The sequence below is a fragment of the Amycolatopsis endophytica genome (assembly GCF_013410405.1).
In the GTDB taxonomy this organism is placed as follows: domain Bacteria; phylum Actinomycetota; class Actinomycetes; order Mycobacteriales; family Pseudonocardiaceae; genus Amycolatopsis_E; species Amycolatopsis_E endophytica.
The window spans coordinates 49,713-74,759 of the sequence record NZ_JACCFK010000002.1 but is presented as its reverse complement, the minus strand read 5'-3'; the positions used below and the strand labels follow the sequence as shown (position 1 = coordinate 74,759).

Sequence of the window (25,047 nt, the reverse complement as noted above, 5' to 3'; positions counted from 1 at the left end):
CCCACCCCGAACCGTTTCACAACCGTTGCCGCTCGTGCTCCGGGGCCCGTTTCCGGCGGGTCCGGGAAACAGCGACCCCGGCCAGGCACAACACCCCGCCCACCAGCGACAACCAGGCCGGCACCTCGCCGAGCACGGCCCACGACATCAGCACCACGATCGCCGGCACCGCGTAGGTCGTCGAGCCCATCTTCCCCGCGGTCGTGCGCGCCAGCGCGTAGGCCCAGGTGGTGAACGCCAGCGCGGTCGGGAACAGGCCGAGGTAGAGCATGCTCAATGTGGCCGAGGCAGGCGCGTCGCGCAGGTCGCTGACGAGCTGCCCGGTGAACGGCAGGCACGCGACCGCCCCGACGAGGCACCCGAAAGTGGTGACCTGCAACGCCGAGGCGTGCTTCAGCGCCGGCTTCTGGCTCACTACACCGCCCGCGTAGGTGACCGCCGCCAGCAGGCAGAGCAGGACGCCCAGCACGGGCGCCTGCCCCTTCCCGGACATCGACACCCCGACGACGACGGCCCCGGCGAACGACACGCCGAGCCCCGCCAGCAGCCGCCGCGGAAACCCCTCGCGCAGCACCCACCCGCCGAGCAGGGCGATGAGGATGGGCCCGACGTTCACCACCATCGCCGCCGTCCCCGCGTCCACGAGCTGTTCACCCCAGTTCAGCGCCACCATGTAGGCCCCGAACCACAACACCCCCGAGACGACGATCCCCGGCCACGCCCCCCTCTTCGGCACCCCTTCCCCCCGCACGACCAACACGACGAGCAAGGCCACCGCCCCCGAGGCAAGCCTGCCCAACGCCAGAGCCCCCGGCGCGAAGTACTCCCCCGCCGCCCGAATCGCCACAAACGCCGACGCCCACAACACGACGGCCGTCCCCGCGGCGAGCATCGCCCGCCTGTCCGTTCCAGAATCCACTCGCGCAAGCTAACCACTCAACGGTTCGTCGTCCGGCGAATTTCCGCCGCCACGCTGACCACCATGTCGTCCTCACCCAGGGTCACATCCGGCCCATATAGCGCACACCCCGTCACCGCCAGTAACCCACCCCCCATCCATGAGCGCGCGAGGATGGGCTACTCTTGTCCCCACAACAGAAGAGCAGGTCCGAGTGGCGGAATGGCAGACGCGCTAGCTTGAGGTGCTAGTGCCCTTAACGGGCGTGGGGGTTCAAGTCCCCCCTCGGACACAGTTTCGTGGCAGATCTGCCACATCTGACGTACCAGTGCCAGAGCGCACTCCAACACCTGACTGCGGCGTGTAGGCCGCGTCTGTGTGTCTCCCGGCGGCGGTCCTCGTGACCGGCGCCGTGATCAAGCCGGTCATACCGGCTACTCCTTCTCCGCGCGATGGTCATACCGCTGTCGGCATCAGGACCGCCCGTCGAACGCTGCCACTTCCGGCGATCGCGGCGCCTCGCACGAGCAGCGTCGTCTACGGGATGGCGGCCGTGGACTGCCGCGGCCGCGTGGCCGACCGGACCGTGCTGACCGCACTCTCGTGGACGCCGGGCACCCGCCTGGACATCCGCGAAGCGCGCGGCCTCCTCCTCATCCGCCGTGACGACCATGGTGTGTTCAGCGTGACCAGGCAGGGGAACCTCCGCCTGCCCGCCACCCTCCGGCACCGCTGCCGCCTGGGCCCCGGTGACCGAGTCCTCCTCGCGGCCGACCCCGAGCAGGACCTGCTCATCGTCCACCCGCCCGCAGCGCTCGACGACCTACTCACCCAGCGCCACAACGAAGCACTGGGCGGTGATCCCGCATGACGACACCCTCCTCAGCCGACCTGGACGCCGCGCGCCTGCTGCTGACCCGCATGGGCCTGTCCCCCGAGGACCTCCTCGCAGCGCCCGCCGCCCGGCCACCCGTGCCCACATTCGCCGAGTACATCCCGATCGTCTCAGCCGCCGTCACCGATGGCACCCGCCGCGTCTACGGCTCCTACTGGAACCGCATCGACGCCCACTGGGGACACCGCCGTCTCGACGAACCCACTCCATCAGAGATCAAGCAACTCGTCGAACACGTCAAGATCAACGTAGTCCCGCGGCGCAATGCCCGCGGCGGACGCAGCGCCGGCGAACACCTCATCGCCGCGCTGCGCTGCCTCTACCGCCACGCCGAAGACGACCGGCTGATCGATCCGGCCGACAACCCGGCCAGCAAGGTCGCCAAGCCCCGCCGCCTGCCCTCCACCCGCCGCGCCGTCGCCGACACCCGCCTCGCCGAGATCAACCACGTCGCCGCCACCACCGGCAACGACCCCGCACTCGACAGCCTGATCCTGCGCCTGCACACCGAAACCGCCTGCCGCCGCGGCGGCGCACTCGCCCTCCGCCCCCAAGACCTCGACCCCGACCAATGCCTCATCTTCCTGCGCGAGAAAGGTGAAACCGTCCGCTGGCAACCGGTGTCACCAACCCTGATGACCCACCTTCGGCACCACGCCAACCAACGCCACGCCCCACGCGACGGGCAACTCCTCCGCTACACCGACGGCCGGCCCATCACCACCAGACGCTACGACCACCTCTGGACCCGAATCGGCAAACACCTCCCCTGGGTCGCCACCCAGCAAATCTCCACCCACTGGCTCCGCCACACCACACTCACCTGGGTCGAACGCAACTTCGGCTACGCCATCGCCCGCGCCTACGCCGGACACATCAACCAACACGACGACGCCGGAACCACAACCACGTACATCCGAGCCAGCATCCACGAGGTCGCCGCCGCACTCGCTGCCCTCACCGGAGAACCACACCCACTCGCCTAGCTCACGGGCCTCGTGACCTCCTGGGTGTGAACTATGTAGAGCGATACCGAGCCGACTAGCAGAAATACGACTTCGCCAGGCCAGCACCGTGGTTCAGGTCGGGTGAGGCCAGTTCCGGCTCGCTCGGCGCGCGATGCTGCTCCCGACTTGCTCCCCCACCGTGCTCCCCAAGGCGAATCCCGCGAGCGAATCCGGGATTCGAACCGGCTCGCTTGACACATTAAGCCAACTGGAGGTTGATCACCGTTCTGACTCCGCAACAACTTCATTCGATTGCACGCCTGGCCGCAGGAGTTCCGATCGCACGAAGAACGTCGGCCAACCAAACGATATGCCTAGTCGGCTGAATGGACTCATCCGCAAGCAGAGCCCTCAGATGACCGATTGACTCCGAAACCTGTCCGACCGTGAACGTTTCCGGTTCGGAGTACACATCGTACAGATCTTCGTCGGGAATCGACCAAAAGTAATCACGTTCGACCTGTACACCTTCACCCTCAAGTTCGGACAAATGCTTCAGCAAGCGATCACACAAAGCGCGAAGTTCAAGCACCGAAATAAACAACTGGTTCGCCTCGTTCAACTAGTTCCCCCCCCCAGAAGGTCGTCGATTTGCCTTTGAAAACCTCTAATCTCGGTCTCCAGGTGATTAATTCTACCATTGATGATCCGATTTCGAATTTCGGGACTAGGGGCGTTCTTCAAGAAGCCGAGATTGTCGAAGGCGTCGGGGTCAGCCCGGTAGTCGTCCAGTTTTTGTCGATGCTCGTCGACTTGGCGCTGAAGAGATCGTACTGATCGCTGCTGCTCTGGGGGAAGTTTGGCGATCCCAGGCGGACCACCGACATCCTCGGCAAGATTAGTTGACCGACCGGCGGCGGCCGCCTTCCCTCCTGCCGAAGCAAAAGCGGCACCACCTGAGAATAACGAGGGAACCATGCTGAGCAACTGCTCGCCGACGATCGCAATTTGCGATTTGCGCTCACATATTTCCATATTAAAGGCACAGTAGGTTGCGGCGATATACTTGGCCCCTGCCACATCGTGCGAATCTCGAAGGTACTCCAGAGCCTCTTCACATCCGGCACGACCGAAGCAATAGTCTATCCAATCACCATCCTTACCCTGGATGTAGTGGGGCTCCCACCAATCGGCAGAGGTGTTCTCAAGTACCGATTGAAGATCAGCCTCCAACGTCGTCTCGTCCGACCCGGGCGGAGCATGGTGATCAATCCACTTGTTTCGCGCGTCTTCGTTAGCCTTCTCCTGCACATAGTCCGGCCACTTGGCGCTGTCGCCCGGGGAAGCCCCGTAGCCTCCATTACGGCACTGGAGGTCGCACTCGCCGCCCTTCATCCCAGGAGGAAGGACAAGGGGTTCGAGGCCCGTGGGGTCGCTCTTCAGAGTGGGATTTCCGGCGGCGTAGGTGTAGCCGTTGACCGCTTGCGACTCGCTTAAGGTCAGCAGGGGATCGACGGAGATGAATCGCCCAATTGTGGGGTCGTACGCTCGAGCGCCGACATCGGTGAGGCCGGTTGCAGCAGATTCTGACTTGCCGAGGAAGCCGTGGTTGTCCGGCCAGGTTCCGGGCGCCGTGGTTCCGGCGCTGGTTGTGGTGGTGACTGGGCCGAGCGGGTTGCCGTACGGGTCCTGAGCCCGCCTGGTGACGGTTCCTGTGCTGGGGGTGTAGACGACCTGCACGGTGCCGTGCGGATCGCCCGCCAGGTACACGGGGTCGGCACCTCCGACGCGCATGGCGACGATTTGGCCGTTGAAGGTGTAGTACCGGGTGCCGGTGACGGTTCCGGTGGCTGCTTTATAGGTCAGTTCCTGGCCTGGGAGGAACAGTGTCGTGGAGCCGGGGTCCCGGCGGATGAGTTCGTTGCCGTCCGCGTCGTAGACGTAGGAGGTATTGCCGGCAGGGGTGGTGACGGTGGCGAGGCGGTTCTCCTCGCTCCAGGTGAGCGTCTGGTTCCCGTTTGGCAGAGCTCTGGTCAGCGTGTTGCCGGCCGAGTCGTAGGTGTAGCTCGTGGAACTAGCGGCGTCGGGTCCGGTCGTTGCTGTCGAGGTCAGCGAGGAGCGCTGCGCTGCATCCGGGCCTGGATAGTTGTAGGTGGTTGTGGTGTCACCCGTGGTTCCTGGTACGGCGTGCTTGACCTGCGTAGTGCGCAACCCGGTCGGGTCGAAGGTCCAGGACAGCCAGTAGGGGTTGGCTCCTCCGACGTTGCTGGCGTTCGGCGCGGCGGCGCAGTTGTCAGTGGCCGTCCATGCCTGGTTCAGCCGGTCGAGGCTGTCGTATCCGTAGCACTGGGTCCTCGCCGGTGATCCGGCGCCCCCCTGGACGTTGACCGAGCGAGTCGGGTTTCCGAACGGGTCATAGAAGTACTGGACGTCGTCGAGTTGCGGCGTGGCGAGCTGGGCCGAGAAGTTGGCGTGGGTCAGGCGCCGGGTTTGCGGGTCGTAGTCGTAGGTGAGGGCACTACTGCTGCTGAACAGGCCGAGGTTGTAGCGAAGTGGCTCGCCATACGGTGTGTAGGCGGCGGATTCGACGTAGCTGTTGTAGCCGATGCTCGAGCTGGGCTTGCCGAGGGAGTCGTAGGCGGTGCCGATCCACTCGCCGGGCAGTCCGCCTCCGGGGGCGGGCAGCATCGAGGCGAGTTTGCCTGGGTCGTTCCACTCGAAGCGGGTCGTGTAGGTGCCAGCCAGCCCTGTCTCGGAGGCGGGAACCTGGACGCTCATACTCGTCGGGTTGCCTTGCCCGTCGTATCCGCCGTAACCGACGAGGTAGTTGCCCTGCGGGGTGTACCGCGTGGAGTAAGTGAGCTTGCCCTTCTGCACCGTGTCATAGACCCAGGAGGAGAGCTTGGTGCCGGCCAGAGACCCCGAGTACTCGGCAGTCTTCCGGCCGACATTGTCGTAGGTGAACGCGAGCGTCTGGCCACGACTGTCGGTCGTGGTTGTCACCTGGTTGGCGATGTCGTAGGTGTACTTCGTGGTGCCGGTGGCCGGATCGGTGGCTTGGATCTTGTTGCCGAGGAGGTCGTAGCTGGTGGTCCAGACGTTGCCACCGGGATCGGTGATCTTTGCGAGCTGTCCCAGTGGCGTGTAGGCGTGCAGCGTCGACTGATACGCCCCACCGGATACAACGCTTCCGTTCACCGTCGGCGGTGCCGTGTACTGGCGCGTTTCGACCGTGTTGCCTCGGACGTCTGTGAGCGTTGCAGTAGTGACGCCGCCTGGCGGTGGGAACATGGTGGTGCGGTCTCCGCCGTAGACCGACCTGGTGTGCCACGTCGCGTTGAGGCCGTTGTACGCCGCCATGTCGACGACCCGTCCCGCACCGTCGTAGCTGTTGATCGTGCGGCTGTTCACGGCAGAGTCAGCAACCGAGATCAGTGTGGTCGACGGGGCCCCATCGGTGTAGTAGCGGTCGTTGGTGGTGACGGTCCAGCCGTGGGAGTCGTAGAAGGTGTCGGTGACGGTGCGCCCGCCGCCTTCGGCCGCGGTTTGCACCTGTCGAAGTTGCCCGATCGCGTCGTAGATGCCGATCGAGGTCAGGTAGTTGTGGGTCGTGCCGTTGAAGATGAGGGTATTGGTGGTCACCGCAAGCGGTGCGTTCGGCGCCAGCTGGTAGGCGTAGCTGGAGGAGGCCGGGGCGTTGGCGGCCTTCGAGTGGCCTGGAAGCCACACCGCGGTCAATCGGCCGAGGGCGTCGTAGGTCGCGTCCGTGCGGTGGTTCGCGATGTCGACGGTCGCCGTGGTGACTCCACGGCCTGGGTCGATCGTCGTGGTGCTGGTCTGGTTGAGTGCATTGGTGCTTGCGGTTTGGGTGAGCACTCCTCCGCTCGTGGGCGTGTAGGTGAGTTTGGTGGTGCGATTGAGGCCGTCGGTCGTGGTGAGGGGACGGCCCGAGCTGTCGAACGTTCCGGTGCCGGTGGTGGCGAAGGTCAGCGCACCGTTGTTGTTCACGGTCGCCGTGTCGAGTCGGGTGGGGTCGCCTGGGCCGGTCAGGGTCCCGAGTGTGGCGGCGTTGTCGTAGAACGTTCGGACGTCGGAGAGGATCGGAGCGGGTGTCGCGCCAGGGGGTGGGCACACCTGCTGCGAGGTGATGGTCTCGGCGACGCGAGTGCGGATCCAGGAAGTGGTGTTGTCGGCGTATCTGGTGCTGGTGCAGACGTCCGGGACGCCGTCTCCGGAGTCGGTCTTCCTGATCTCGCGTCCGGCGCTGTCGAACTGGTAGGTCGTGCTGGCGGTTCGCACTCCGCCGGCCGCGAGATCGGTCAACGAGCGAGTCTTGCTCACTCCCACGAGCGTGGCGGTCAGCGCGTTGAGGCCCGCACGCCCGCGAGTAGCGGTCGTTCCGATCTTGACCGGGTCGGTGATCGTGCTCGAGAGCCGCGGGCCGTTGATGCCGTTGAAGGTTTGCACTTCCCGAGTCATGCTCGCGAACGCGTTGTCGTCCGGGATTGACTCGCCGAGTGAGTTGGTGACAGAGGCGACCCGGGTGCCGTTAGGCAGCGTGTCGCCGTTCATACCGCGGAAGTAGGTCGTCCTGGTCAGGGTGAGGACGTCGGCGCGGCCGTTGGTGTTGTTGGCCGAGCTGCCGGTGCTGACGTCGACCTGGCCGTAGCCGCGAAACTGGCCGTAGGTGCGGTTGGCGGGCTTGACGACCTCGTTGTCGTCGAAGTGCCAAGCCGGGGTGCCGACGTAGGTGTAGCTGGTGCGCTGAGTGGGAGACAGTGCGTGTGGTTCCTGCACTTGGACGCTGGTGGTGAGGTACTTGTGGAAGTAGTCGAGGGTGGGGTCGGTCTGATAGGGGAAGGTCCAGTAGACCGGGAAGCACCTTTTGGTGTTCTGCGCCGGATCGGGTGGGACGTTGGTGGGCGTGCACTCCGGCTGGCTGTATGCCACCTGGATGGCTTGGCCGGTTTCCGCGGTGATGTTCGTGAGCCGCCAGCGGATCATGGGCGGCTGGTTGTTGTACCCGGCGACCCGGTTGTCCATCATCTGTCCCGCGAAGGTGACCGGCGGCAGGGCGATCGAGCTGCCGGTCGCGGTGTATCCGGTGCGGGTGATGGAGTTGAGCCACAGTGCGGGGTCACCGGATTCGGAGAACTGCTGTGCCAGGTCGTAGGAGTCGACCTTCGTGTAGCCGGAGCCGTTGTAGTACTGCGTGGTGATGTTGGTCAGTCGCTTGGTCGACCAGAACGTCGGGGCGTGGTTGTTGCAGACCGCGCCGGGTAGACATTGCTGGTCCTGGGGGGTGTCCGGCCAGGACTTCGCGTTGTCCGTGGTGAACTGTGCCGGATCGCAGGTGATGGCGCCGGAAGGGATGCAGCGCTCGGCGGTGGCGAATCGGACCTGATCGGACGCGGGGTTGGCGTAGATGGTGCCGTTCTCGTTGCGCAGGCCGTAGTCGATGTGGTCGAGCGTGCCGCCGCGGGTGTAGGCGACGCCCGTGGTGCCGTTGTTGGCGCCGTAGTGGTTGGTTTCGGTGTTGTAGTAGTTCGTCACCTCCGGCGACTCGCCGTTCGACCCGCCGGCCACCTTCACCGTGCAACGCCGGGACGGCAACGACCCACTGGAGCAGCAGGAAGTCTCCTGACTGCCCGCACAAACTCCATGACGCTCCTCACCGGGAGCCTGAAGCTTCAGTCGAAAGGTGTTCTCATGCGCTTCCTCGCTGTTCATGGCGGTTGCCACGGAGCATGGACCTGGGACCTCGTCAAGCCGGAGATGGCGAAGCTGGGTCACGAGTTCGTGGCCGTGGAGCTCCCCGGCCACGGTGCCCGGCTCAACGAAGTGGCAACACTTGATGGCTACCGTGACGCCGTCATCGAGCTCATGCAGCCTGGCGACGTGCTCGTCGGGCATTCTTCCGGGTGCGTGGTCGCCACCATCGCCGCTAACGAGCGGCCCGACCTCGTCTCGCACATCTGTTATGTGGCGGGGATCCTCCCGGTCGAGGGCAAGCCTCTCCCTTACGAGACCACGTCGACGAGCCTCGGCGCCAGCTCGGAGTCACCCGTGGCCGCAGAGTCACCTTTGGACACTTACCTCAAGCTGACCGAAGGCAACGAGGCGTTCTACTTCGAGCGGCCGGGCGCGGTGATGGCCTTCTTCAACGACTGCTCGGAGGAGCAGGTCGACTGGGCCTACTCGAAGCTCACCCCGGAACCGTTGGCCCCCTTGTCCGTTCCGGTCTTCGTCCCGAACTTCTGGAAGCAGGAAGATCTCTCCCGGAGCTTCATCATGGGCTCGCGTGACACGACCTGCTTCCCCGCACTCGCGCACCTGCAAGCGAAGCGCCTGGGAGTCGTCCCGCTGGAGATCGACACGGGCCACTCGCCGTGGCTGAGCAAACCGGCGGAGTTCGCCGCCCTCCTGGTCGAGGCGACGAAGACCAAGCCGGTAGGACCGCTCATCCCGACGTCCCTGCACGTCACGGCGGAGCACGCCGGCTGAGGTCGGATGCGGCCACGTACCGCGCCGCATCCGGGCGGGACGGGCACACCGAGCGGATTCTCGTTGCGGCACAGGACGTTGCTGCGGTGAACCTTCCGCCCGCGGTCGACGGCAGCGAGGTTCGGCTGTCACGAACGCTGCTCGCTCGGGGAAACCCGGACGCCGTGTTCGGCTGGTCCACAGCCTCACTCCGGGCTCGCCGCGTGCCAGTCTGGTCAACCGCAGGAGGAGTCATGACGACATCGGACGCCATGCTGGAAGTGCCAACGTCCGGAGCAGAATGGGTGCGTCAGGTATACGCCGCCTTCGGTTCGACCGGCCCCGATGCCATCGAGAAGACAGTCCGCCGGCATGTCGCCGACGGCTGTGTCGTCCACGAGGCCGAGTCGTTGCCGTGGGGGTGGGCGGTACGACGGTCTCGAGGCCGGCGGCGATGACTGTGGGGCTCGCAGACCCTTCGGCGCCGATCGACGCGGCCAAGCCTGGTCATCGAGGACATGATCGTCCGCGACGGGGGTTCGAGACACCGCTGCCGCGATCTCCGCTCTTGACCCGGCGGCCCCGCGGAGCTCGACACAGCCGTGGACCGGGCCTGATCGGGCCCGGTCCACCCTTCCGGGCACCCGGCGCGCTTCACCGAACACGACGCCAGCGGCACTCAGGACGCTGGGAGCCGCGGGACTCCCGTTTCGCTACGAACGAGGCACGGGTGCGGAACAGGCACGCGCTGCGGCACGCCCTCGAGGAGCGGCCGGCCCGGGACACCGTGGACACGTGGAGCGCGCGGCTCGCCGAAGCGGGCGTGCCGGCGGACAGGTCGGCGACCTCGCCTGCGGCCTCGCTCTGGCCGCTTCCCCCCGGCCTGGAGCCGACCGTCGCGGTGGACAGCTGCGCCCCGCCGCAGATCCGGCACCCCATGATCTGTTCGGCCACCCCGGTCACCCGCTACACAGCGCCGCCCCACCTGGGGCAGCACACCGACGAGATCCGCCGCCGGCTGGCAGAGGAGACGACACGGTGAGCACGACCACCCAGCCGCCCCTGGACCCGCGCGACCCCGGCGGTCTTGCGGACCTGCTCACGGCCGACGAGAAGACCGTCGCAGGTTCGGTGCGCCGCCTGTGCGAGGAGCGGGTGGACCCGTTCGTCGCTGGCTGGTTCGAGCGCGGAGAGATCGCCGACATCCGCGGCAGCCTCGGCGTGCTCGGCATGCACCTGGAGGGCTACGGCTGCGCCGGCATGTCCGCGACCGGATACGGCCTCGCGTGCCTGGAACTGGAGGCGTCGGACTCCGGGCTGCGCTCGCTCGTGTCGCGCTGGCGATGTTCGCGATCTGGCGGTGGGGCTCAGTGGAGCAGCAGCAGCGGTGGCTGCCGTCGATGGCGGCGGGCGAGGCCATCGACGGCTTCGGCCTGACCGAACCCGACCACGGCTGCGATCCCGGCAACATGCGCACCCGCGTCCGGCGCGACGGCTCGGACTGGGTGATCGACGGCCGCAAGATGTGGATCAAGAACGGGTCCGTGGGGGGCGCGGGTTCGTGGCGCCCACGGACCCGCCCGGTTTCGCCGCCCTGGCGAACAGGCACAAGCTGTCCCCGCGGGCGTCGGGAACCAGCGAGCAAGGACGCCGGTGCGCTTCGGCCTTCAACCCGGGTGGAACGCGCCCGTGCTGCCCCGCGATGAAGGGGCGGACCGGGCTGGTGGCCGGCGCGGTTTACTGCGCCACCCGAGGCCGTCCATACTGGCCCTCGGCCTTGAACGGCACGACGCACCTTCCCTCGTTTGCCGGATACCCGACGCCCGCGAATCGCGCGACCGTTACTCGTGGATCCCGTCCACGTGTGCTCTACGCCCGCTGGCGAACCGGGAGTACCAGGCGACAAGCCCGGGGTCGTCGACACTGGCCGGGTCCAGAACGGATTCCGCGTCCTCTCCCCGGAACAGCCGCTTGAGCGGAACTTCCAGCTTCTTCCCCGTTCGCGTGTGCGGGATGCCTGGAACAGCGATGATCTCGTCCGGGACGTGGCGCGGCGAGGTCCGGGTGCGGATGGTGGCCCGGATCTCGTCGATCAGCTGCTGGTCGAGCTGGTAACCCTCGGCGAGTCGGACGAACATCGGCATGTAGTAACCACCGTTGCCCTCCTCGACCCCGATGACGAGCGCCTCGGCCACCTGCGGAAGGGACTCGACCGGATCCGTGATGTCCGCGCTGCCCATGCGGATGCCGTGACGGTTGAGCGTCGCGTCCGACCGCCCGTGGATCACGACAGAACCGCGGCCGGTGATCGTCACCCAGTCACCGTGCCGCCAGACTCCCGGGAAGTGCTCGAAATAGGCGGCGCGAAAACGGCGCTTGCCGTGGTCGTCCCAGAAACCGAGCGGCATCGACGGCATCGGAGCACGCACCACGAGCTCGCCGACCTCGTCCCGGACCGGCCGGCCCCGGTCGTCGTAGCAGTCGAGCGCCACGCCCAGACATGGCGCGGAAAGCTCGCCTGCCCGCGCTTGGACGTTGGGGGCGGGGCCGGCGAAGGCCGTGCACACATCGGTTCCCCCGCTCATCGAGGCAACCTGCACGTGCGGCCCCAACTGGCAGGACAGCCAGCTCTGCAGGTCCGCGGGGAACGTCGAGCCAGTGACGCCGACCGTGGTGAGCGAACCGAACCGCCGGCCGGCCGGGCCGGTGTCGTTCTTCCGGCAGGCGGCCAGGTACGCGGGGCTGGTGCCGAGCAGGGTGAGGTCGAGTTGTTCGGCCAGCCGCCACAGCGTCCCGGTGTCCGGGTGGCCGGGATTGCCTTCGAAACACACGATGGTCGTGCCGAGCAGCAGCGTGCCGACGAGGAAGTTCCACATCATCCAGCTCGGCGTGGTGTGCCAGAAGACCCGGTCCCCCGCACGCAGGTTCAGGTGCAGGCCACCGATCTTGCGCGACTCGAGGGTCACCCCGCCGTGGCCGTGGACGATCCCCTTGGGGCGCCCGGTCGTCCCGGACGAGAACAGCACCCACAGCGGATGGTCGAACGACACGGGGACGGGTTCGAAGGGCGCGTCCGCCGTTCCGGCAGCGGAGTCCCACGCGAGCGTGCCCGCCTGCCCGTCGAGCGTGATCGTCGCCCGCAGCGATGGCAACGAGGCACGCAGCTTTTCGACGTCGGCACCGCGGTCGATCAACCGGCCCGCGTTCACATATGTCGCGCCCGCGATCAGCACAGCCGGATCGAGCTGACTCAGCCGGGCCACGGCCGCGTCGGCGGCGTAGTCGAGACCGCACAGGCTCCACACAGCGCCGAGGCTGGCGGTCGCCAGCAGAGCGACGACCGCCTCCACGCCGTTGGGCAGATACCCCACCACCCGGTCGCCACGGGTGACGCCGAGCTCCCGCAGCGTCGCGGCGACCGACGCCACCTGCCGCCTCAGCTCTCCCCACGTCAGCTCGACGGGAACGAACCGCTCGTCGATGGTCACCACCGCGACCGCATCCGCCTGTCGCCGCTGGAGAACCTCGGCCGCGAAATTGAGCTCCGCGCCCGGGAACCAGGCGACGTCCGGCATGCGATCCCCGACGAGTACCGGTCCGCCGGCAGGCCGCTCCGGCAGTCCGAAGTAGTCCCACACGAGCGCCCAGAACTCCTGTGGGTCGTCCACTGACCACTTCCACAGGCTCCGGTAGTCCTCGTCGAGCGGCAGACCGGTCCGTGAGCCGGCCGCCCGCGCGAACGCGGTGATGCGCGCCTTCTCGGCTCCGGTCGTGGTCGGGACCCAGCCGGGTTTCTTGATCGCCACTGACGCCTTGCTCCTTCTAGCCATCGATGTCGAGGTGAACCACGGGCAGTGATTCCAGGCCACGAATCACGTTGTTCAGGTGCCGTGCCGGCTCGCCGACATGGATGCGTCGTACCCGCGCGATGAGGGCACGCAGTATCGCGTGTGCTTCGATCTTCGCGAGCGCCTGTCCCGCACAGGTGTGCGTGCCGTAGCCGAACGTCAGGTGGTCGACCGGATTGCGCTGGATGTCGAAACTGTCGGGGTCCGGGTACTGGCGTTCATCGCGGTTACCGGATCCGTAGAGCAGGACGACCTGGGCGCCGGACGGGATGTGCGTGTCGTCGATGGTCACGTCCCGCGTGAGCTTCCGGGCGAACGCTTGGACGGGTGCGTCATAACGAAGGACTTCGTTGAACGCACTGGGAATGAAGTCGGGATTCGCACGGAGGGCATCCCATTGATCCGGGTGGGTCGCGAAGAGCTGTATCGAATTGGCGATGGCGTTGATCGTGGTGTCCATGCCGGCGGTGGTGTATGCGGCGAGCAACGGAACGCACGAGTCCTGGCCGATCTTTCCGGCGGCGGCCGCGTCGAAGATCGCACGGCCCATGCTGCCGGGTTTCAGGTCCTCGGCGCGCAACGTGCCGAGCCACGCGAACATCTCCTGGATGACCCCGAGGCCCTTCTCGGTGCGCTCGTTCATGGGACCGAAGACCGTGAATGTGCCGTCTGCCCAGCGGAGCATGTCCTCACGCGCGTGCTCGGGCAGGCCGATGAGGTCGAACACCACCGACAGCGGCAACGCCGCCGCGAGGTCGGTCACGGCGTCGAACTCGCCACGCGTGACCAGTGCGTCCACGAGTTTGTCGGCGCTCGCTTCGATGTCGTCCTTGACCTTCCGCAGGGCGCGGGGTGCCAGCTGCTCGGAGAGCACGGAGCGGAGCGTGTCGTGCTGCGGCGGGTCGGTACCGAGCACCGTGCCGACGAGGAAGCCGTTCACCACGTCGTTCAGCCCGACGCCGGCGTCCGAGGAGAACGTTTCCCAGTCGTGCAGGGCGGCGCGGATGTGTTCGTACCGCGGCAATGCCCACGCGTCGGTCTTGTCCAGGTACACGGCGGCGCCCGAGGCACGCAACGCGGCGTAGGCGGGGTAGGGATCCGTGAGGACCGTGTCCGAGAACAGATCGATATCGGTGTGCGGGGCGGGAGCGATCGTCATTGGTCTCTCCAAGGTGGAATGGTCAGGACTCGCGGGCCAGTGCCCGAAGTTTGCCGATGGGGACTCGGGTGTTCACCGCGGCGGCCGTTGTGGCGGAGCGCTCGTCCCGCCACTGCAGGAGCAGCTCCGAAGTGCCGGATGTGCCGTCGAGAATGGCCGGGGTGCCCGCCGCCGGTAGCTTTCCGCAGACCTTGATGGTCAAACCGAACTGTTCGGTCCAGAAGTATCCCGCGGGGGTCAACGGCGGAGCCGCGTCTCCGCGCAGGAGGGCGGCGGCCGCGGTACGCGCTTGTTCGAGGGCACTGTTCCACAGTGGAGTGCGCCGGTGTCCACCATCGGCGGGGAAAGCGGCGACATCACCCGCGGCGACGATGTTCTCGCGGACACGTCCCCGCGTATCCACCTGAACACCACCTCCGGCGGGGAGGCCGGTAGCGGCGAGCCACTCGACGTTCGGTGTGCAGCCGACAGCGCTGAGGACGATGTCGCCTTCGAACTGACGCCCGTCGCCGAGTTCGACGATCGGTGAGGTTTCGCCCCGGAGCCGGACCGAGGGGTGACACACGAACCGGACGCCGGCTCGCCGGGCGGCCGCCGCGACGAGGTTGGCGAGGTACTCGCCCAGCTGTCCGAGCAGTGGCGGCTGCCGGTCGATGACCGTCACCTCGGCGCCGTGATCGACGCACGCGGACGCGAGCTCCATGCCGAGTATGCCCGCGCCGACGATCACGACCCGGCAGCGTCCCCGCAGCTCGCGGGCCAGCCACAGCGCGTCATCGAGGTCGCGGAAGGTCGTTTCCCGGGCGCCGGGTTCGGCGGCACCGAGATCGGCGAGCCGCCGAGGGCGAGCGCCGGTCGTGATCGCGAGCCCGTCGAACGCGAGGTCGTCGCCGTCGTCGAGCACGAGCCGGCGCGCTTCGAGGTCCGTGGCGACCACCCGGGTGTTCAGGCGCTGGTCGATGTCGCCGCCCAGCGGTTGCAGCGCGATGTCGCCGGGTTCCTCGGTGCCCGCGAGAACGCCTTTCGACAACGCGGGACGGCTGTATGCGGCATGCGGCTCGGCCCCGAGCAGGGTAATTCGCCCGTCGTACCCGTTCCTGCGCAGGGTGTCGGCGACGAGCGTGCCGGCCAGCGACGCACCGACGACCGCGATGTGGCGCAGCCTGGTCGCACTAGCTGTCATCGCGGATCCTGAGCGCGGCGACGGGGCAGACACGTGCGGCGGAGGAGGCATCCGGCGCGTGCTCCGGCCGTAGCTCTTCGATATCGAGGACGAGTTCTCCTTCGTCGTCGAGGTGCATCAGATGCGGCGCCGTTTCGGCGCAGATGCCGTAACCTTCACAGCGTTGCCGATCCACGCTGATCTTCATCGTTGCCCTTTCAGTTCCGTCACCGTCTCGCCGATCCAGTCGCAGATGTAATCCCGGACCACGGGCAGGTTGTCGATGCTGCAGTGCTCGACGCCTCCCTCACGGTCGGTGAAGATCTTCAGCTCGCGCTTGGGAGAGTTGACGAGGTCGTGGAAGAGGTCGTTGGCGTAGTGGACCGGGATCTGCCGGTCGTTTTCGCCGTGGACGACGAGGAAGGGCACGGTGACCCGGTCCATGATGCCGCGCAGCGTGATCTTCGGTGCCAGGGCGAGAAACTCGTCCAGGTCGTGACAGCCCCACACCCACTTCACGTGTTCCCAGTAGTGCGGGACCGGCCGGTCGCCCTGGTTCTCCAGTCGCCGCAGCTGCACCTGGCCCCAGTCGTAGTTGGATCCCCACGCGACACCGAACCGGATGCGCGGTTCGAACGCGGTCGCTCGGGGGCCGTAGTAGCCCCCGAGCGACCAGGCGAGCATGCCGACCATGTCCTCGTCGACATCCGGCCGGGTGGCGAGATAATCGATGCACGCCGCCGCCCACTGCTCGGTCTCCGGAACGGCCGTCAGGCCGCGCAGGCGCAACGCCTCGCCGGCGCCGGGCGTGTCGACCATGAGGGTGGCGATGCCACGGCGACGCAGTTCCTCCGCCGTGCCGCTGCCGTACAGCTGCTCCTTCGTGCTGTCCAGACCGTTGAAGAACAGCACGCACGGAACCGGGTCCGGGGTGTCCGGGCGGACCAGGATGCCCGGCAGGCTGGCGCCACCGTAGGGGATCTCGACCCGTTCGGCCGGCTGGTCGGTCAGTTCCAGGTAGCGGGCGAAGGAGTCCAATGCGTTGCGGTAGGCGACTTTGCGGGGCTCGAAGGAATGAGCCTGCATGCGTTCGGCGGTCTGGTAGTACACGGCGGCGCGTCCGTACTTCTGTCCGGCACTGCGCCGCCGGCCGCGTTTTTCATCCTCTTCGGCCAGTTCCACGAGGTTGTCGGCCACAGCGGACCAGGAACGGAAGAACGCCTGTGTCGCCTCGTCGTCGTCGTCAGTGGCCAGGTCGTGCAGCGGGCGGCAGGCGCGGTCCACCTCACCGATCAGACCGCCGACGGCCAGAGCGATCCCGACGGAGAGGTTCCACACGTACTTGTCCGGGAACGGTTCGTACACTGCGTGCCTTTCGTCTGTTACTTGATCGCCACCGCGCTCACCGGGGCACCGGAGCCACCGGTGATCGGCAAGGGCGAGGCCACGAACATGAACTCGTGCACGCCGTCCGCGGCGCAGTCCGCGGCGAGCGCGTCGAGGTCGAACATCTCCCCGAAAGCGATGCCGCCGTGCACGAGCGAGACGATGTGCAGGGGTTGGAAGTATCCGATCTCGTTGGGCCGTACCTCCACGCCCCAGGTGTCGGTGGCGACGGCCGCGATGTCGTGCTCACGCAGCCATGGCGCCGTGTGCAGTGACAGCCCTGGCGCCGGGCCACCGGCGTAGTCACCCCAGTGACCCCGGCGCGCGGCCATGAACCCGGTACGCACGAGGAGGGCGTCTCCCGGGCGCACGGTGACGTCGTGCGCCGCGAGCACCTCCTCGATCGCATCGGGTGTGATCGGCTCGCCCGGCTCCAGCGATTCGACTCCCCGGTGGGCCGGCAGATCCACCAGCACCCCGCGCATCACGACGCGGCCGGTGTAGTTCTCGATGCCGTTGGCCGCGGCGCCGCCGCTGGTGACCTGTCCGGCCGAGCGCCCGTTCCACATCTTGCCTTCCCAGAAGATGTGCGACAGCGAGTCCCATTGCGTGCCGCACTGCGTCGGCATGACGAGCACGTCGTCGGAGAACCCGAAGCCCCTCGCCGGGCCGAACCCGCCCGGCAGCTGATCCTGCGCCCCGGACACATGATCGGTACCGGAAGCGGTGACCAGCAGCTGTGGGTTGTCGCGGAAACCGCCGGGTTGTGGCCCGGCCTGGTCGTAGGGCAGGGTCAGCGAGATCGGAATCCCTTTGCGCACCAGCGCGGCGGCGCGGCGGACCTCCTCCGGGCCGACCAGGTTGAGCGCACCGAGCTGATCATCGGGTCCCCAGCGACCCCAGTTCGAGCACTTGTCGATGTACTGGTGCAACAGGCGTGTGTCATCGTCGACATATTCGGTACCCATCGGAATTCCTTCGATCAGAACGGGCCGGCCAGTCGCTCGAACGCCTCGCCCATGACGCGCGAGTGGTCGGCCCCTGGCGTGTCGGGGTGGGTCTGCCAGTGGCTCAGCAGGGACGCGGTCTCGACCACGTACTTGCAGCGGTCGAAGCGGCGCGTGCAGTAGGCGCGCAAAGCGTCGTCGACCGTCGCCGCGGCGGCCAGTTCCTCACCGAGCACGACCGCGTCCTCCAGGCACATCGCCGCTCCCGCGGCCAGGTGCGGTGTGGTGCAGTGCGCCGCATCGCCGAGGAGGACCGTCCGGCCCCGGAACCACGGGTCCGGCGCGAGGACGGTCTCGAACCTGGTGTAGTGGATCTGGTCCACGTCCTTGACGGCGTCCCGGATTTCCGCCACCACGCCGCCGAACGGTGCGATCCGTGCCCGGACGAGATCGACCAGCTCCTCCTTCTCCGGCCGGTAGCCGTCGTCGATCGGGAACAGGCAGTACATGTACATCCGGTCCGGCGCGGTGGGCGTGAATCCCACCGTGACATCGCCGGCTGGGTGGAACTGCACTTCCGCGGTCACCTCGGCCGGCCGGGGCAGCACCACCCGGAAGATGCCTTGCCCCAGGGGTCGCGGGGTCAGCGGCTCGAAGAGCAGCTCGCGGACGGTGGACCTGATGCCGTCGGCGCCGATGACCAGATCGTAGTGGCCGTGCTCTCCGTTGTTGAAGGTGACGTCGGCCGCGCTCGGGCGCTGTTCGATGTGGACCGGCGCGACGCCGGTGCGCACGACTGTGCCTTCGTTCGTCGCGTGGTCGAGCAGGATCGTGTGCAGGGTCGGGCGCATCATGCCCAGCAACCCCGGCTGGTCGGTGCCGACCGGCGACGGCAGCGGGAACCGTTCGGCCAAGGTGCCGTCGACCTCGTAGATCTCGAAGTCGGTGACGCCGTACCCCTGGCCGACGCAGTCCGCGTACACACCGAGCCGGTCGAGTGCGCGCAGCGCGGGTGCGATCAACGTGATACCGCTGCCGAGCGCTTCGACCTGGGGCTGCCGTTCGACCAGATCGACCTCGATGCCCTGGCGCGACAACACCATTGCCGTAGCCAGCCCGCTGATTCCACCGCCGACGATGAGAGCTTTCGTCATGACAGTCATCCGTTCCTGTTCACAGCGGTGCAGGGGTCCACAGCCCCTGGTCAGGGGAGTTGTGCATGGCCGGGATCATCGGTTCGAAGGGGCCGCCGGTGCCCCACTGGTCGGCGACTTCCGGGGCCGCGGAGAACGTGCGTGGTTCCCAGGCCTCGTCGTCGTCGATTCGTTCGAGCTCGGTGGTGTATTCCACGACATTGCCGACGGGGTCGGTGAAATAGGAGAAGGTGTTGTCTCCCGCACTGTGCCGGCCCGGCCCCCACACGGGATCGCGGCCCTGCCGGATGAGCCGCCCTGTCCCGCGCATGAACTCGTCGAGACCGCGCATCTCGAAGGACACATGGTTCAACGAGGTGTGCGGGCCCTGAGCGATCGCGAGAATGTGGTGATCGGACCGGACGCGCATGAAACACATCTTGTCTTCCAGCCAGTCCGACAAGCGGAAACCCAGATGCGTCTCGTAGAACCGCTTGGTCGCCACGACATCGGGCGAGTTGACGACCACGTGACTGAGCTTCTGCGGAACCGATTCCCGCGGCTCCAGCGCCCGCCACGGACGTGGTGCGACGTCACTGGAGACCTCGATGAGACGGCCGTCCGGGTCGAAGAACCGGAACCCGTAACCGCCACCGGGCGTGCCGAGCTTGTCGGGCTCCCGCACCAGGGTGATGCCGGCCGACCCCAGCCGCTGCGCCAGCTCGTCCACCGCCGACGCGCTCTCCGCGGCGAACGCGATCAGGTCCACACGCTTCGCGGGGTCCTTGCGGACGCGCACGATGTAGGCCTCGGGATTGGCAGGGGTACCGAAGAACACCACATCGGAGTCCTCGTCGACGACCTGCAGGCCCCATGCGGAACGGTAGAATTCGACTGCTTCCCGGAAATCCGGGACACCGAGACCCACGTGGCGAACGTGGGTCAGCGGTGACTTCGCTGCCTGAGCCATTGATGTTCTCACTTCGTTGTGCGGTCAGCCTCCGCACACGCTAACCGCGCCAACCGCCGCACTGATAGCGATGGATATCGATGTGAATCATCATTGACATCGATGGATGGCTCAGGGCTGCAACGCGGCGGCCGCCCGTGCGACTCGGTTGCGCAGCCACCGGTGGGCAGGGTCCGTCTCGGCGCGCGGCGACCAGAACATCGACTCGGTCATCGTGCCGATCGTGAACGGCGGATCGAGCAACCGGATCCCGGCCCGCTCGGCAAAGTACCGGCCGAGCCGCTCGTGCAGCAGCGCCATGAGCCGGGTGCCGCGGAGCATGAACGGCTGGATCACGAAACTCTGCGTGCCGATCTCGATCGGACGATCGATGCCCAGCTCGCGGAACCGCAGTTCGCTGATCGTGCGCAACGAGGTCCCGGCGAAGGACACGTAGGGCAATGTCCGGAACTGCTCCTCGGTGATCCGTTCCCCGATCTCCGGATGGTCGCGGTCGACAGCGCACACCAGCCGATCGGTGAACAGCTTCTCCGAGCTCGCCTGAAGGTCCTCAGGCACCAGTTCGTCGGGAAAGATCAGCAGATCCAGCTGCGAGCGGCTGACCTGCTCGCCGAAATCCGCCGCGATCGGGCGGACGGTGAAGCGCAGGTTCGGCGCCTCGACCTCGAGCTCGGCCAGCAGCGGTCCGAGCAGGATCAACAAGACGTAGTCGCTGGCCATCAGCGTGAACTGGCGGTGATCGGCCCCAGGATCGAACCGCCGACCGGACCGGATCGTCGACTCGACCAAGTCCAGCGCGTCACGGAGAGGCTCGATCAGCTGCAGCGCCCGGGTGGTCGGCACGAGCGACCTGTCCTCCCGGACCAGGAGCGGGTCGTCGAAGAACCGCCGCAGCCGGGACAACGACGCGCTCATCGCCGGCTGCCCGACCGACATCCGCTCGGCCGCCCTCGTGACACTGCACTCGGCCATCAACGCGTCGAACGCCAGCAGCAGGTTGAGGTCGAGCCGATACAGCTGCTCACGATCCACGATGTCACCGTCCCGGCCAGCTCCTGCGGTCGCGCCACCCTAACCCCAGGGGCCGGTGACCATCAACGCGGCCGATGCGCGACACCGGCAGTCATCACCACAACGCAATGGCGGTTTGCCAGACGGCGACAGCTGACGAACCGGAGCCACCGCATTACTCCCACAAGACGCCATTTGTTACGCGACCACCGGGGTTACTTTCCCGCGTGCATGAGCTGACCCGGCACGGAAGCCGTCAGCCACCTTGCGCTGTGTGTGGATCCCACGAGAAGCTCCACGGTGTGGAGCGTGCCGTGGTGGGCCGCGTGCGGCTACCCGCCCTCGGTGGATGGGTGCCGGACAGGCCATCGTCGCGTCGCCGGGGTAGCGGCGGCCGGTGGCCTGCCCTTCGGCCCGGGCCTTGACCAGGACCGCCCGCGCGGGGGCTCCCGGATCCCAGCCCTGCGATGTCCAGTCCGCGGGCTGGTACCGGCCACCACCATCACGTCCACCAGCCGAGCGCCGGTGATCGCGGTTCGTCAGCGGCGCCGGCTTTCCCCTCCGTCCACGACGAGTTCCGCACCCGTCATGAAGGTGCTCTGGTCGCCGGCCAGGAACAGCGCTGCGTCGGCGGCCTCATCGGCACTGCCGAGTCTCCCGAGCGGCACACCCGCGCTCAACTGGCGGCGCGCCTCGTCCTTCGCGGCTTGGTCCTCACCCGCGCCGGCGAGGATCCCCGGGGTCTCGATGTATCCGGGCACCAGGGTGTTGACCCGGATGCGGCGGTCGCTGAGTTCGTTCGCCCACACGCGGGCGATGGCGTGCACCGCGCCCTTGGACGCCCCGTACACACCGAAGGAAGGGGTTCCGGTGAACGCCGCCGTGGAACCGGTGAGGATCACCGAAGCGCCGTCCACCAGCAGGGGCAGCAGTTTCTGCACGGTGAACACCAGACCGCGCACGTTCGTCCGGAAGATCTCGTCGAAGTGCTCCTCGGTGACGTTCTCCAGCGTGCGGAAGGAGCCACCGCCCGCGTTGGCCAGCAACACGTCGATCCGCTCCCCCGTCGCCGAGATCGTCGCGGCCAGCCGGTCGAGGTCGGCGATCTCCGACACGTCACCTTGGAACGCGGTGGCGCGCGGCCCGATCTCCCCGACGGCGGACGCCAGCGCCGGCGCGCGCCGCCCGGTCACGTACACGTGCGCGCCTTCGGCGGCGAACCGTTTGGCCGCTGCCAGTCCGATTCCGGCGCTGCCGCCCGTGACCACGGCCGTCCTGCCGTCCAGTTGTCCCATGATCGTTCCTCCCCGTCTTACGGCACCGGCGGCGCCGTGTCCGTGATCCTGGGGACGACGTTAGGGCCGGTTCCGGACAGGCCCGGCCCGGAATCGGCCGTAGGCTGGTTCCTGTGATCAGCGCCTCCGCCCGACTGCTGCGCCTGCTGTCGGTGTTGTCGACCCGTCCGGAGTGGACGAGCGACGAGCTCGCCCACCGTCTGGACGTGCACGAACGCACGGTGCGCCGCGACATCGCCAAACTGCGCGAACTCGGCTACGGCATCGAATCCGCTCCGGGGCCCTTCGGCGGGTACCGGCTGGGCGCAGGTTCGCGGATGCCACCGCTGAGCCTCGATGACGAGGAGGCGCTGGCGGTCGCCATCGCGCTGCGGCAAGCGGCGTGGGAGGGTCCCGCCAGTGCGGGAGAACCGGCGCTGACGGCGCTGATCAAGCTTCAGCAATCATTGCCCCGCCGGGTCGGCGACCGGCTGCGCGCATTGGACGCTACGGTCGAGCACGCCGGGCAGCGCGGGCCGGCGCGCTGGGGGCACGCTGATCCGCAGGTACTGCTGGGCCTGGCCAACGCCTGCCGCGAAGGTGCCCGGGTACGGCTGTCCTACCTGGACCGCCGCGATGTCGAAACCCTGCGCGACGTGGAGCCTCAGCGGCTGGTTCGCAGCGCGCACCGCTGGTACCTCGTCGCCTGGGACCGCGACCGGAACGACTGGCGCACCTTCCGCGTGGATCGTGCCCGCGACATCGCCGTCACCGGCCGCGCCGCGCCGGACCGGCGGGTCGCCGACGCGGCCGCGCTCGTCGACGCCGCCATCACGAGTACGCCCTACGAGGTCCACGCCGAAGTCGAGTTCCCGCTCCCGCTGGAGGAGGTGCAAGCGATCGTGCCGGCCACCGTCGCCGAGCACCACGCCGCGGGCGAGCGGCTGACGATCTCCCGGATCGGCGGCCCCAGCGCGCCCTGGCTGTCCGCCTACCTCATCCGGCTCGGCGTCCCACTCCGGGTCATCGGCCCGCAGGAAGTCCGGCACGCGGTCGTCGAGCACGCGCGCACCGTGCTCACGCTCCACGACGATTCCGGGCGGGATCTGTCCTGAACCCAGCCTAACGTCGATGTCGTCAACCGATGACGAAGGGAAGCACGACATGAACCAGCCCACCGATCACTTCACAGCCTCCGACGAACCGGAGATCGCACGGATCGAGGCGTCGCGGTACCTCTCCGTGCGCGGCGACGGTCGTCCCGGCACCGGCGCTTTCTACGCCCGCAAATCCCTCGCCGAAGGCGCGGCCCGGGAGCTCCGCCGGGTCCGGCCGGACGCCGCGTGGATGCCCGAGGACAGCACGGAGATCGCGTACTGGTACGACGAGGAGATCCACGGGCACGTCGGCATCGCCGACTTCTACTCCGCCGCCCCCCTCGAACACCTGCACTTCCGCGTGCTGGTCCAGGTGCCCGACGACGTAACCAGCGACGACCTCGCCACCGCGCGCCGGAACCTGGATGTGCCGGCGCGGACCGCCGGAACCGAACCGGAACTGTGGAGCACGGCAGGGGGCACCGTGGTCCAGGTCACGCACCACGGACCGTTCGCCGAGGAGTACGACACGCTCCGCCGGCTGGGTGAGTTCGCGGACCGCAACGGTCTCAAGCGCAGCGGACCGCACCACGAGATCCACCTCGACCCGTTCTCGGAGGGCAGCCCGCAGGAAGGACTCCGCACCATCCTGCGTGACTGGGTGGCAGTCGCACCCGCCGGCTGAGGGTCCGGGGCAGGGCGGAACATCGGTCGCAGTGCTGAGGCGCTCCGGCGGCTGCGACATCCGTGCCGCGTGATCACGTCCGCGGCGCGCGCCGGATCGCCGGCTGTTTTCCTTGCTGCTCTGGAGTTGTCCGTCGTACTCCCCGAGGACTTCCTGGTGCTCCGTGCACCGGTCTCCGGGCCACCGTTCCAGATCGTCGAACCGCGACGCATTTCGCGACGGCGCTGAGCAACTCCTCGGGAACCGGCCCGATCCGGCCCTGCTCGAGTTTCGCGGCACTGACGACTCATCTCGCGCGTGTGACCGGGCCGGACGGGGACGGCAATGCGCCAAGGCCGAGGTGCTGACCTACGGCGCCCCCGCTACGGCAGATGAGCTCGCGGGCAGCCTCGGTCTCGTGATCAGAAACGACGCCATCCGGCTCAACCAGGAAAAGTACGCGCCCGCCGTCTTCCGCCCGTGCCGGGCGCATCCACACCTCGTGCGGCGAGCCCGGTGGCACGGGCTCGAACTGCCCGGACCCGGCGCCACGATCAACCGGGTCGCCCAGGCGACCGGAGACCATCCACTCCAGCAGCTCACAGGTCCGCCCGGTCCGGTGGTGCCGCCCAGCGGGTTCTCAGATCAGGCGTTGCGGATGCTTCGTTCCAGGCCACCCCGAATGCGTTCCATGGTGGCCTCGTAGGCCTCCGGCATGTCCACGCCGAGGCGGTCGGCGAGCACGAACACCCACCACAGGCACTCGGCCAGCTTGTGCCGCAGCTCGGCGTCCACGTCGCCGTCGATGTCCCACGTGCGCTCGGCCGCGAGCACCAGGCGGCCGACGTAGGCGGCGTCGTTGGTGAACCCCACGGCGAGCTCGGGCAGGGTCCACGTCCTGCCCAGCAGACGCTGTTCGATCTGCTCGTACAGACCGCGCACCTGCAGCGCGCGGGTGTTCGCCTCGCCGAGCCCGGCGTCGTCGCGGACTTCGTGATCAGCCATGGTGAAGCTCCTCTCGGGTTCGCCCGCGACGCTAGCCGCGAACCCGGTCGGTTCCGGTCCTGGTAACCCACGATCGGATGTCCGCCGGATCACAACGCAGGCGCCCGTTCCCGGACCGGACCTGACCTGGTCCCCTCCTACGGTGGCGGCGACATCCGGGAAGAAGGG

General features: G+C 67.7%; 20 protein-coding genes, 1 tRNA gene and 1 pseudogene. 8 read left to right on the top strand and 14 right to left on the bottom strand.

Going from position 1 to position 25,047, the window contains the following annotated elements:
* Positions 1–16 precede the first annotated feature (16 nt).
* Positions 17–892, bottom strand: a complete 876-nt coding sequence (locus tag HNR02_RS25840; protein ID WP_179777849.1) for a DMT family transporter — start codon at positions 890–892, stop codon at positions 17–19.
* A gap of 214 nt (positions 893–1,106) precedes the next feature.
* Here HNR02_RS25840 and HNR02_RS25835 point away from each other — a divergent pair.
* From HNR02_RS25835 to HNR02_RS25825, 3 genes are all read left to right on the top strand, one after another.
* Positions 1,107–1,190: transfer RNA gene (locus tag HNR02_RS25835), tRNA-Leu, on the top strand.
* Positions 1,191–1,442: 252 nt separating this feature from the next.
* Positions 1,443–1,769, top strand: a complete 327-nt coding sequence (locus tag HNR02_RS25830) for an AbrB/MazE/SpoVT family DNA-binding domain-containing protein (RefSeq protein ID WP_179776185.1) — start codon at positions 1,443–1,445, stop codon at positions 1,767–1,769.
* A complete protein-coding gene (locus HNR02_RS25825) occupies positions 1,766–2,779 on the top strand; it encodes a tyrosine-type recombinase/integrase (RefSeq protein WP_179776184.1) in 1,014 nt (337 codons plus the stop codon). Before HNR02_RS25830 ends, HNR02_RS25825 begins: the two co-directional genes overlap by 4 nt.
* Positions 2,780–3,044: 265 nt before the next feature.
* Here the strand turns inward: HNR02_RS25825 and HNR02_RS25820 are convergent, their stop codons facing one another.
* Both HNR02_RS25820 and HNR02_RS36590 read right to left on the bottom strand, forming a co-directional pair.
* Positions 3,045–3,362, bottom strand: a complete 318-nt coding sequence (locus HNR02_RS25820) for a hypothetical protein (protein WP_218914267.1) — start codon at positions 3,360–3,362, stop codon at positions 3,045–3,047.
* Positions 3,359–8,332, bottom strand: a complete 4,974-nt coding sequence (locus tag HNR02_RS36590) for an RHS repeat domain-containing protein (protein ID WP_179776183.1) — start codon at positions 8,330–8,332, stop codon at positions 3,359–3,361. Before HNR02_RS36590 ends, HNR02_RS25820 begins: the two co-directional genes overlap by 4 nt.
* Positions 8,333–8,449: 117 nt before the next feature.
* Between HNR02_RS36590 and HNR02_RS25810 the strand changes: the two genes are divergently transcribed.
* From HNR02_RS25810 to HNR02_RS36985, 3 genes and pseudogenes are all read left to right on the top strand, one after another.
* On the top strand, positions 8,450–9,244 hold the full coding sequence (locus HNR02_RS25810) for an alpha/beta fold hydrolase (RefSeq protein ID WP_179776182.1): 795 nt from the start codon (positions 8,450–8,452) through the stop codon (positions 9,242–9,244).
* 280 nt (positions 9,245–9,524) lie between these two features.
* Complete coding sequence (locus HNR02_RS35730; protein ID WP_312861165.1) at positions 9,525–10,265, top strand: CoA transferase; 741 nt, start codon at positions 9,525–9,527, stop codon at positions 10,263–10,265.
* Positions 10,262–10,970 (top strand): annotated as a pseudogene (locus tag HNR02_RS36985) (acyl-CoA dehydrogenase family protein); the annotation flags it as partial. The gene HNR02_RS35730 and the pseudogene HNR02_RS36985, both read left to right, overlap by 4 nt.
* A 94-nt stretch (positions 10,971–11,064) precedes the next feature.
* Here the strand turns inward: HNR02_RS36985 and HNR02_RS35720 are convergent.
* From HNR02_RS35720 to HNR02_RS25750, 10 genes are all read right to left on the bottom strand, one after another.
* Positions 11,065–13,029 (bottom strand): acetoacetate--CoA ligase, encoded by a 1,965-nt coding sequence (locus HNR02_RS35720; RefSeq protein ID WP_312861164.1) that lies wholly within the window; start codon positions 13,027–13,029, stop codon positions 11,065–11,067.
* Between the two features lie 16 nt (positions 13,030–13,045).
* Positions 13,046–14,230 (bottom strand): cytochrome P450, encoded by a 1,185-nt coding sequence (locus tag HNR02_RS25790; protein ID WP_179776179.1) that lies wholly within the window; start codon positions 14,228–14,230, stop codon positions 13,046–13,048.
* Positions 14,231–14,252: 22 nt separating this feature from the next.
* Positions 14,253–15,413 (bottom strand): NAD(P)/FAD-dependent oxidoreductase, encoded by a 1,161-nt coding sequence (locus HNR02_RS25785; protein WP_179776178.1) that lies wholly within the window; start codon positions 15,411–15,413, stop codon positions 14,253–14,255.
* Positions 15,403–15,600 (bottom strand): ferredoxin, encoded by a 198-nt coding sequence (locus HNR02_RS25780; RefSeq protein ID WP_179776177.1) that lies wholly within the window; start codon positions 15,598–15,600, stop codon positions 15,403–15,405. The genes HNR02_RS25785 and HNR02_RS25780 overlap by 11 nt, the downstream gene beginning before the upstream one ends.
* Positions 15,597–16,757, bottom strand: coding sequence for an alpha/beta hydrolase family protein (locus HNR02_RS25775; protein WP_179776176.1), 1,161 nt, complete (start codon positions 16,755–16,757; stop codon positions 15,597–15,599). Before HNR02_RS25775 ends, HNR02_RS25780 begins: the two co-directional genes overlap by 4 nt.
* 17 nt (positions 16,758–16,774) lie before the next feature.
* Positions 16,775–17,746: a cyclase family protein gene (locus HNR02_RS25770; RefSeq protein WP_179776175.1), complete on the bottom strand. Its 972-nt coding sequence runs from the start codon at positions 17,744–17,746 to the stop codon at positions 16,775–16,777.
* Between the two features lie 14 nt (positions 17,747–17,760).
* Positions 17,761–18,879: an FAD-dependent oxidoreductase gene (locus tag HNR02_RS25765; RefSeq protein ID WP_179776174.1), complete on the bottom strand. Its 1,119-nt coding sequence runs from the start codon at positions 18,877–18,879 to the stop codon at positions 17,761–17,763.
* A 19-nt stretch (positions 18,880–18,898) separates the two neighbouring features.
* Positions 18,899–19,786 (bottom strand): VOC family protein, encoded by an 888-nt coding sequence (locus HNR02_RS25760; RefSeq protein WP_218914266.1) that lies wholly within the window; start codon positions 19,784–19,786, stop codon positions 18,899–18,901.
* A gap of 153 nt (positions 19,787–19,939) precedes the next feature.
* Complete coding sequence (locus HNR02_RS25755; RefSeq protein ID WP_179776172.1) at positions 19,940–20,860, bottom strand: LysR family transcriptional regulator; 921 nt, start codon at positions 20,858–20,860, stop codon at positions 19,940–19,942.
* Positions 20,861–21,378: 518 nt separating this feature from the next.
* Positions 21,379–22,134 (bottom strand): SDR family NAD(P)-dependent oxidoreductase, encoded by a 756-nt coding sequence (locus tag HNR02_RS25750; RefSeq protein WP_179776171.1) that lies wholly within the window; start codon positions 22,132–22,134, stop codon positions 21,379–21,381.
* Positions 22,135–22,247: 113 nt separating this feature from the next.
* Between HNR02_RS25750 and HNR02_RS25745 the strand changes: the two genes are divergently transcribed.
* Together HNR02_RS25745 and HNR02_RS25740 are read left to right on the top strand one after the other, a co-directional pair.
* Positions 22,248–23,228, top strand: coding sequence for a helix-turn-helix transcriptional regulator (locus tag HNR02_RS25745; protein WP_179776170.1), 981 nt, complete (start codon positions 22,248–22,250; stop codon positions 23,226–23,228).
* 16 nt (positions 23,229–23,244) lie between these two features.
* Complete coding sequence (locus tag HNR02_RS25740; protein ID WP_179776169.1) at positions 23,245–23,895, top strand: GyrI-like domain-containing protein; 651 nt, start codon at positions 23,245–23,247, stop codon at positions 23,893–23,895.
* Between the two features lie 624 nt (positions 23,896–24,519).
* Here HNR02_RS25740 and HNR02_RS25735 read toward each other — a convergent pair.
* A complete protein-coding gene (locus HNR02_RS25735) occupies positions 24,520–24,879 on the bottom strand; it encodes a nucleoside triphosphate pyrophosphohydrolase family protein (RefSeq protein WP_179776168.1) in 360 nt (119 codons plus the stop codon).
* Between the last annotated feature and the right edge of the window lie 168 nt (positions 24,880–25,047).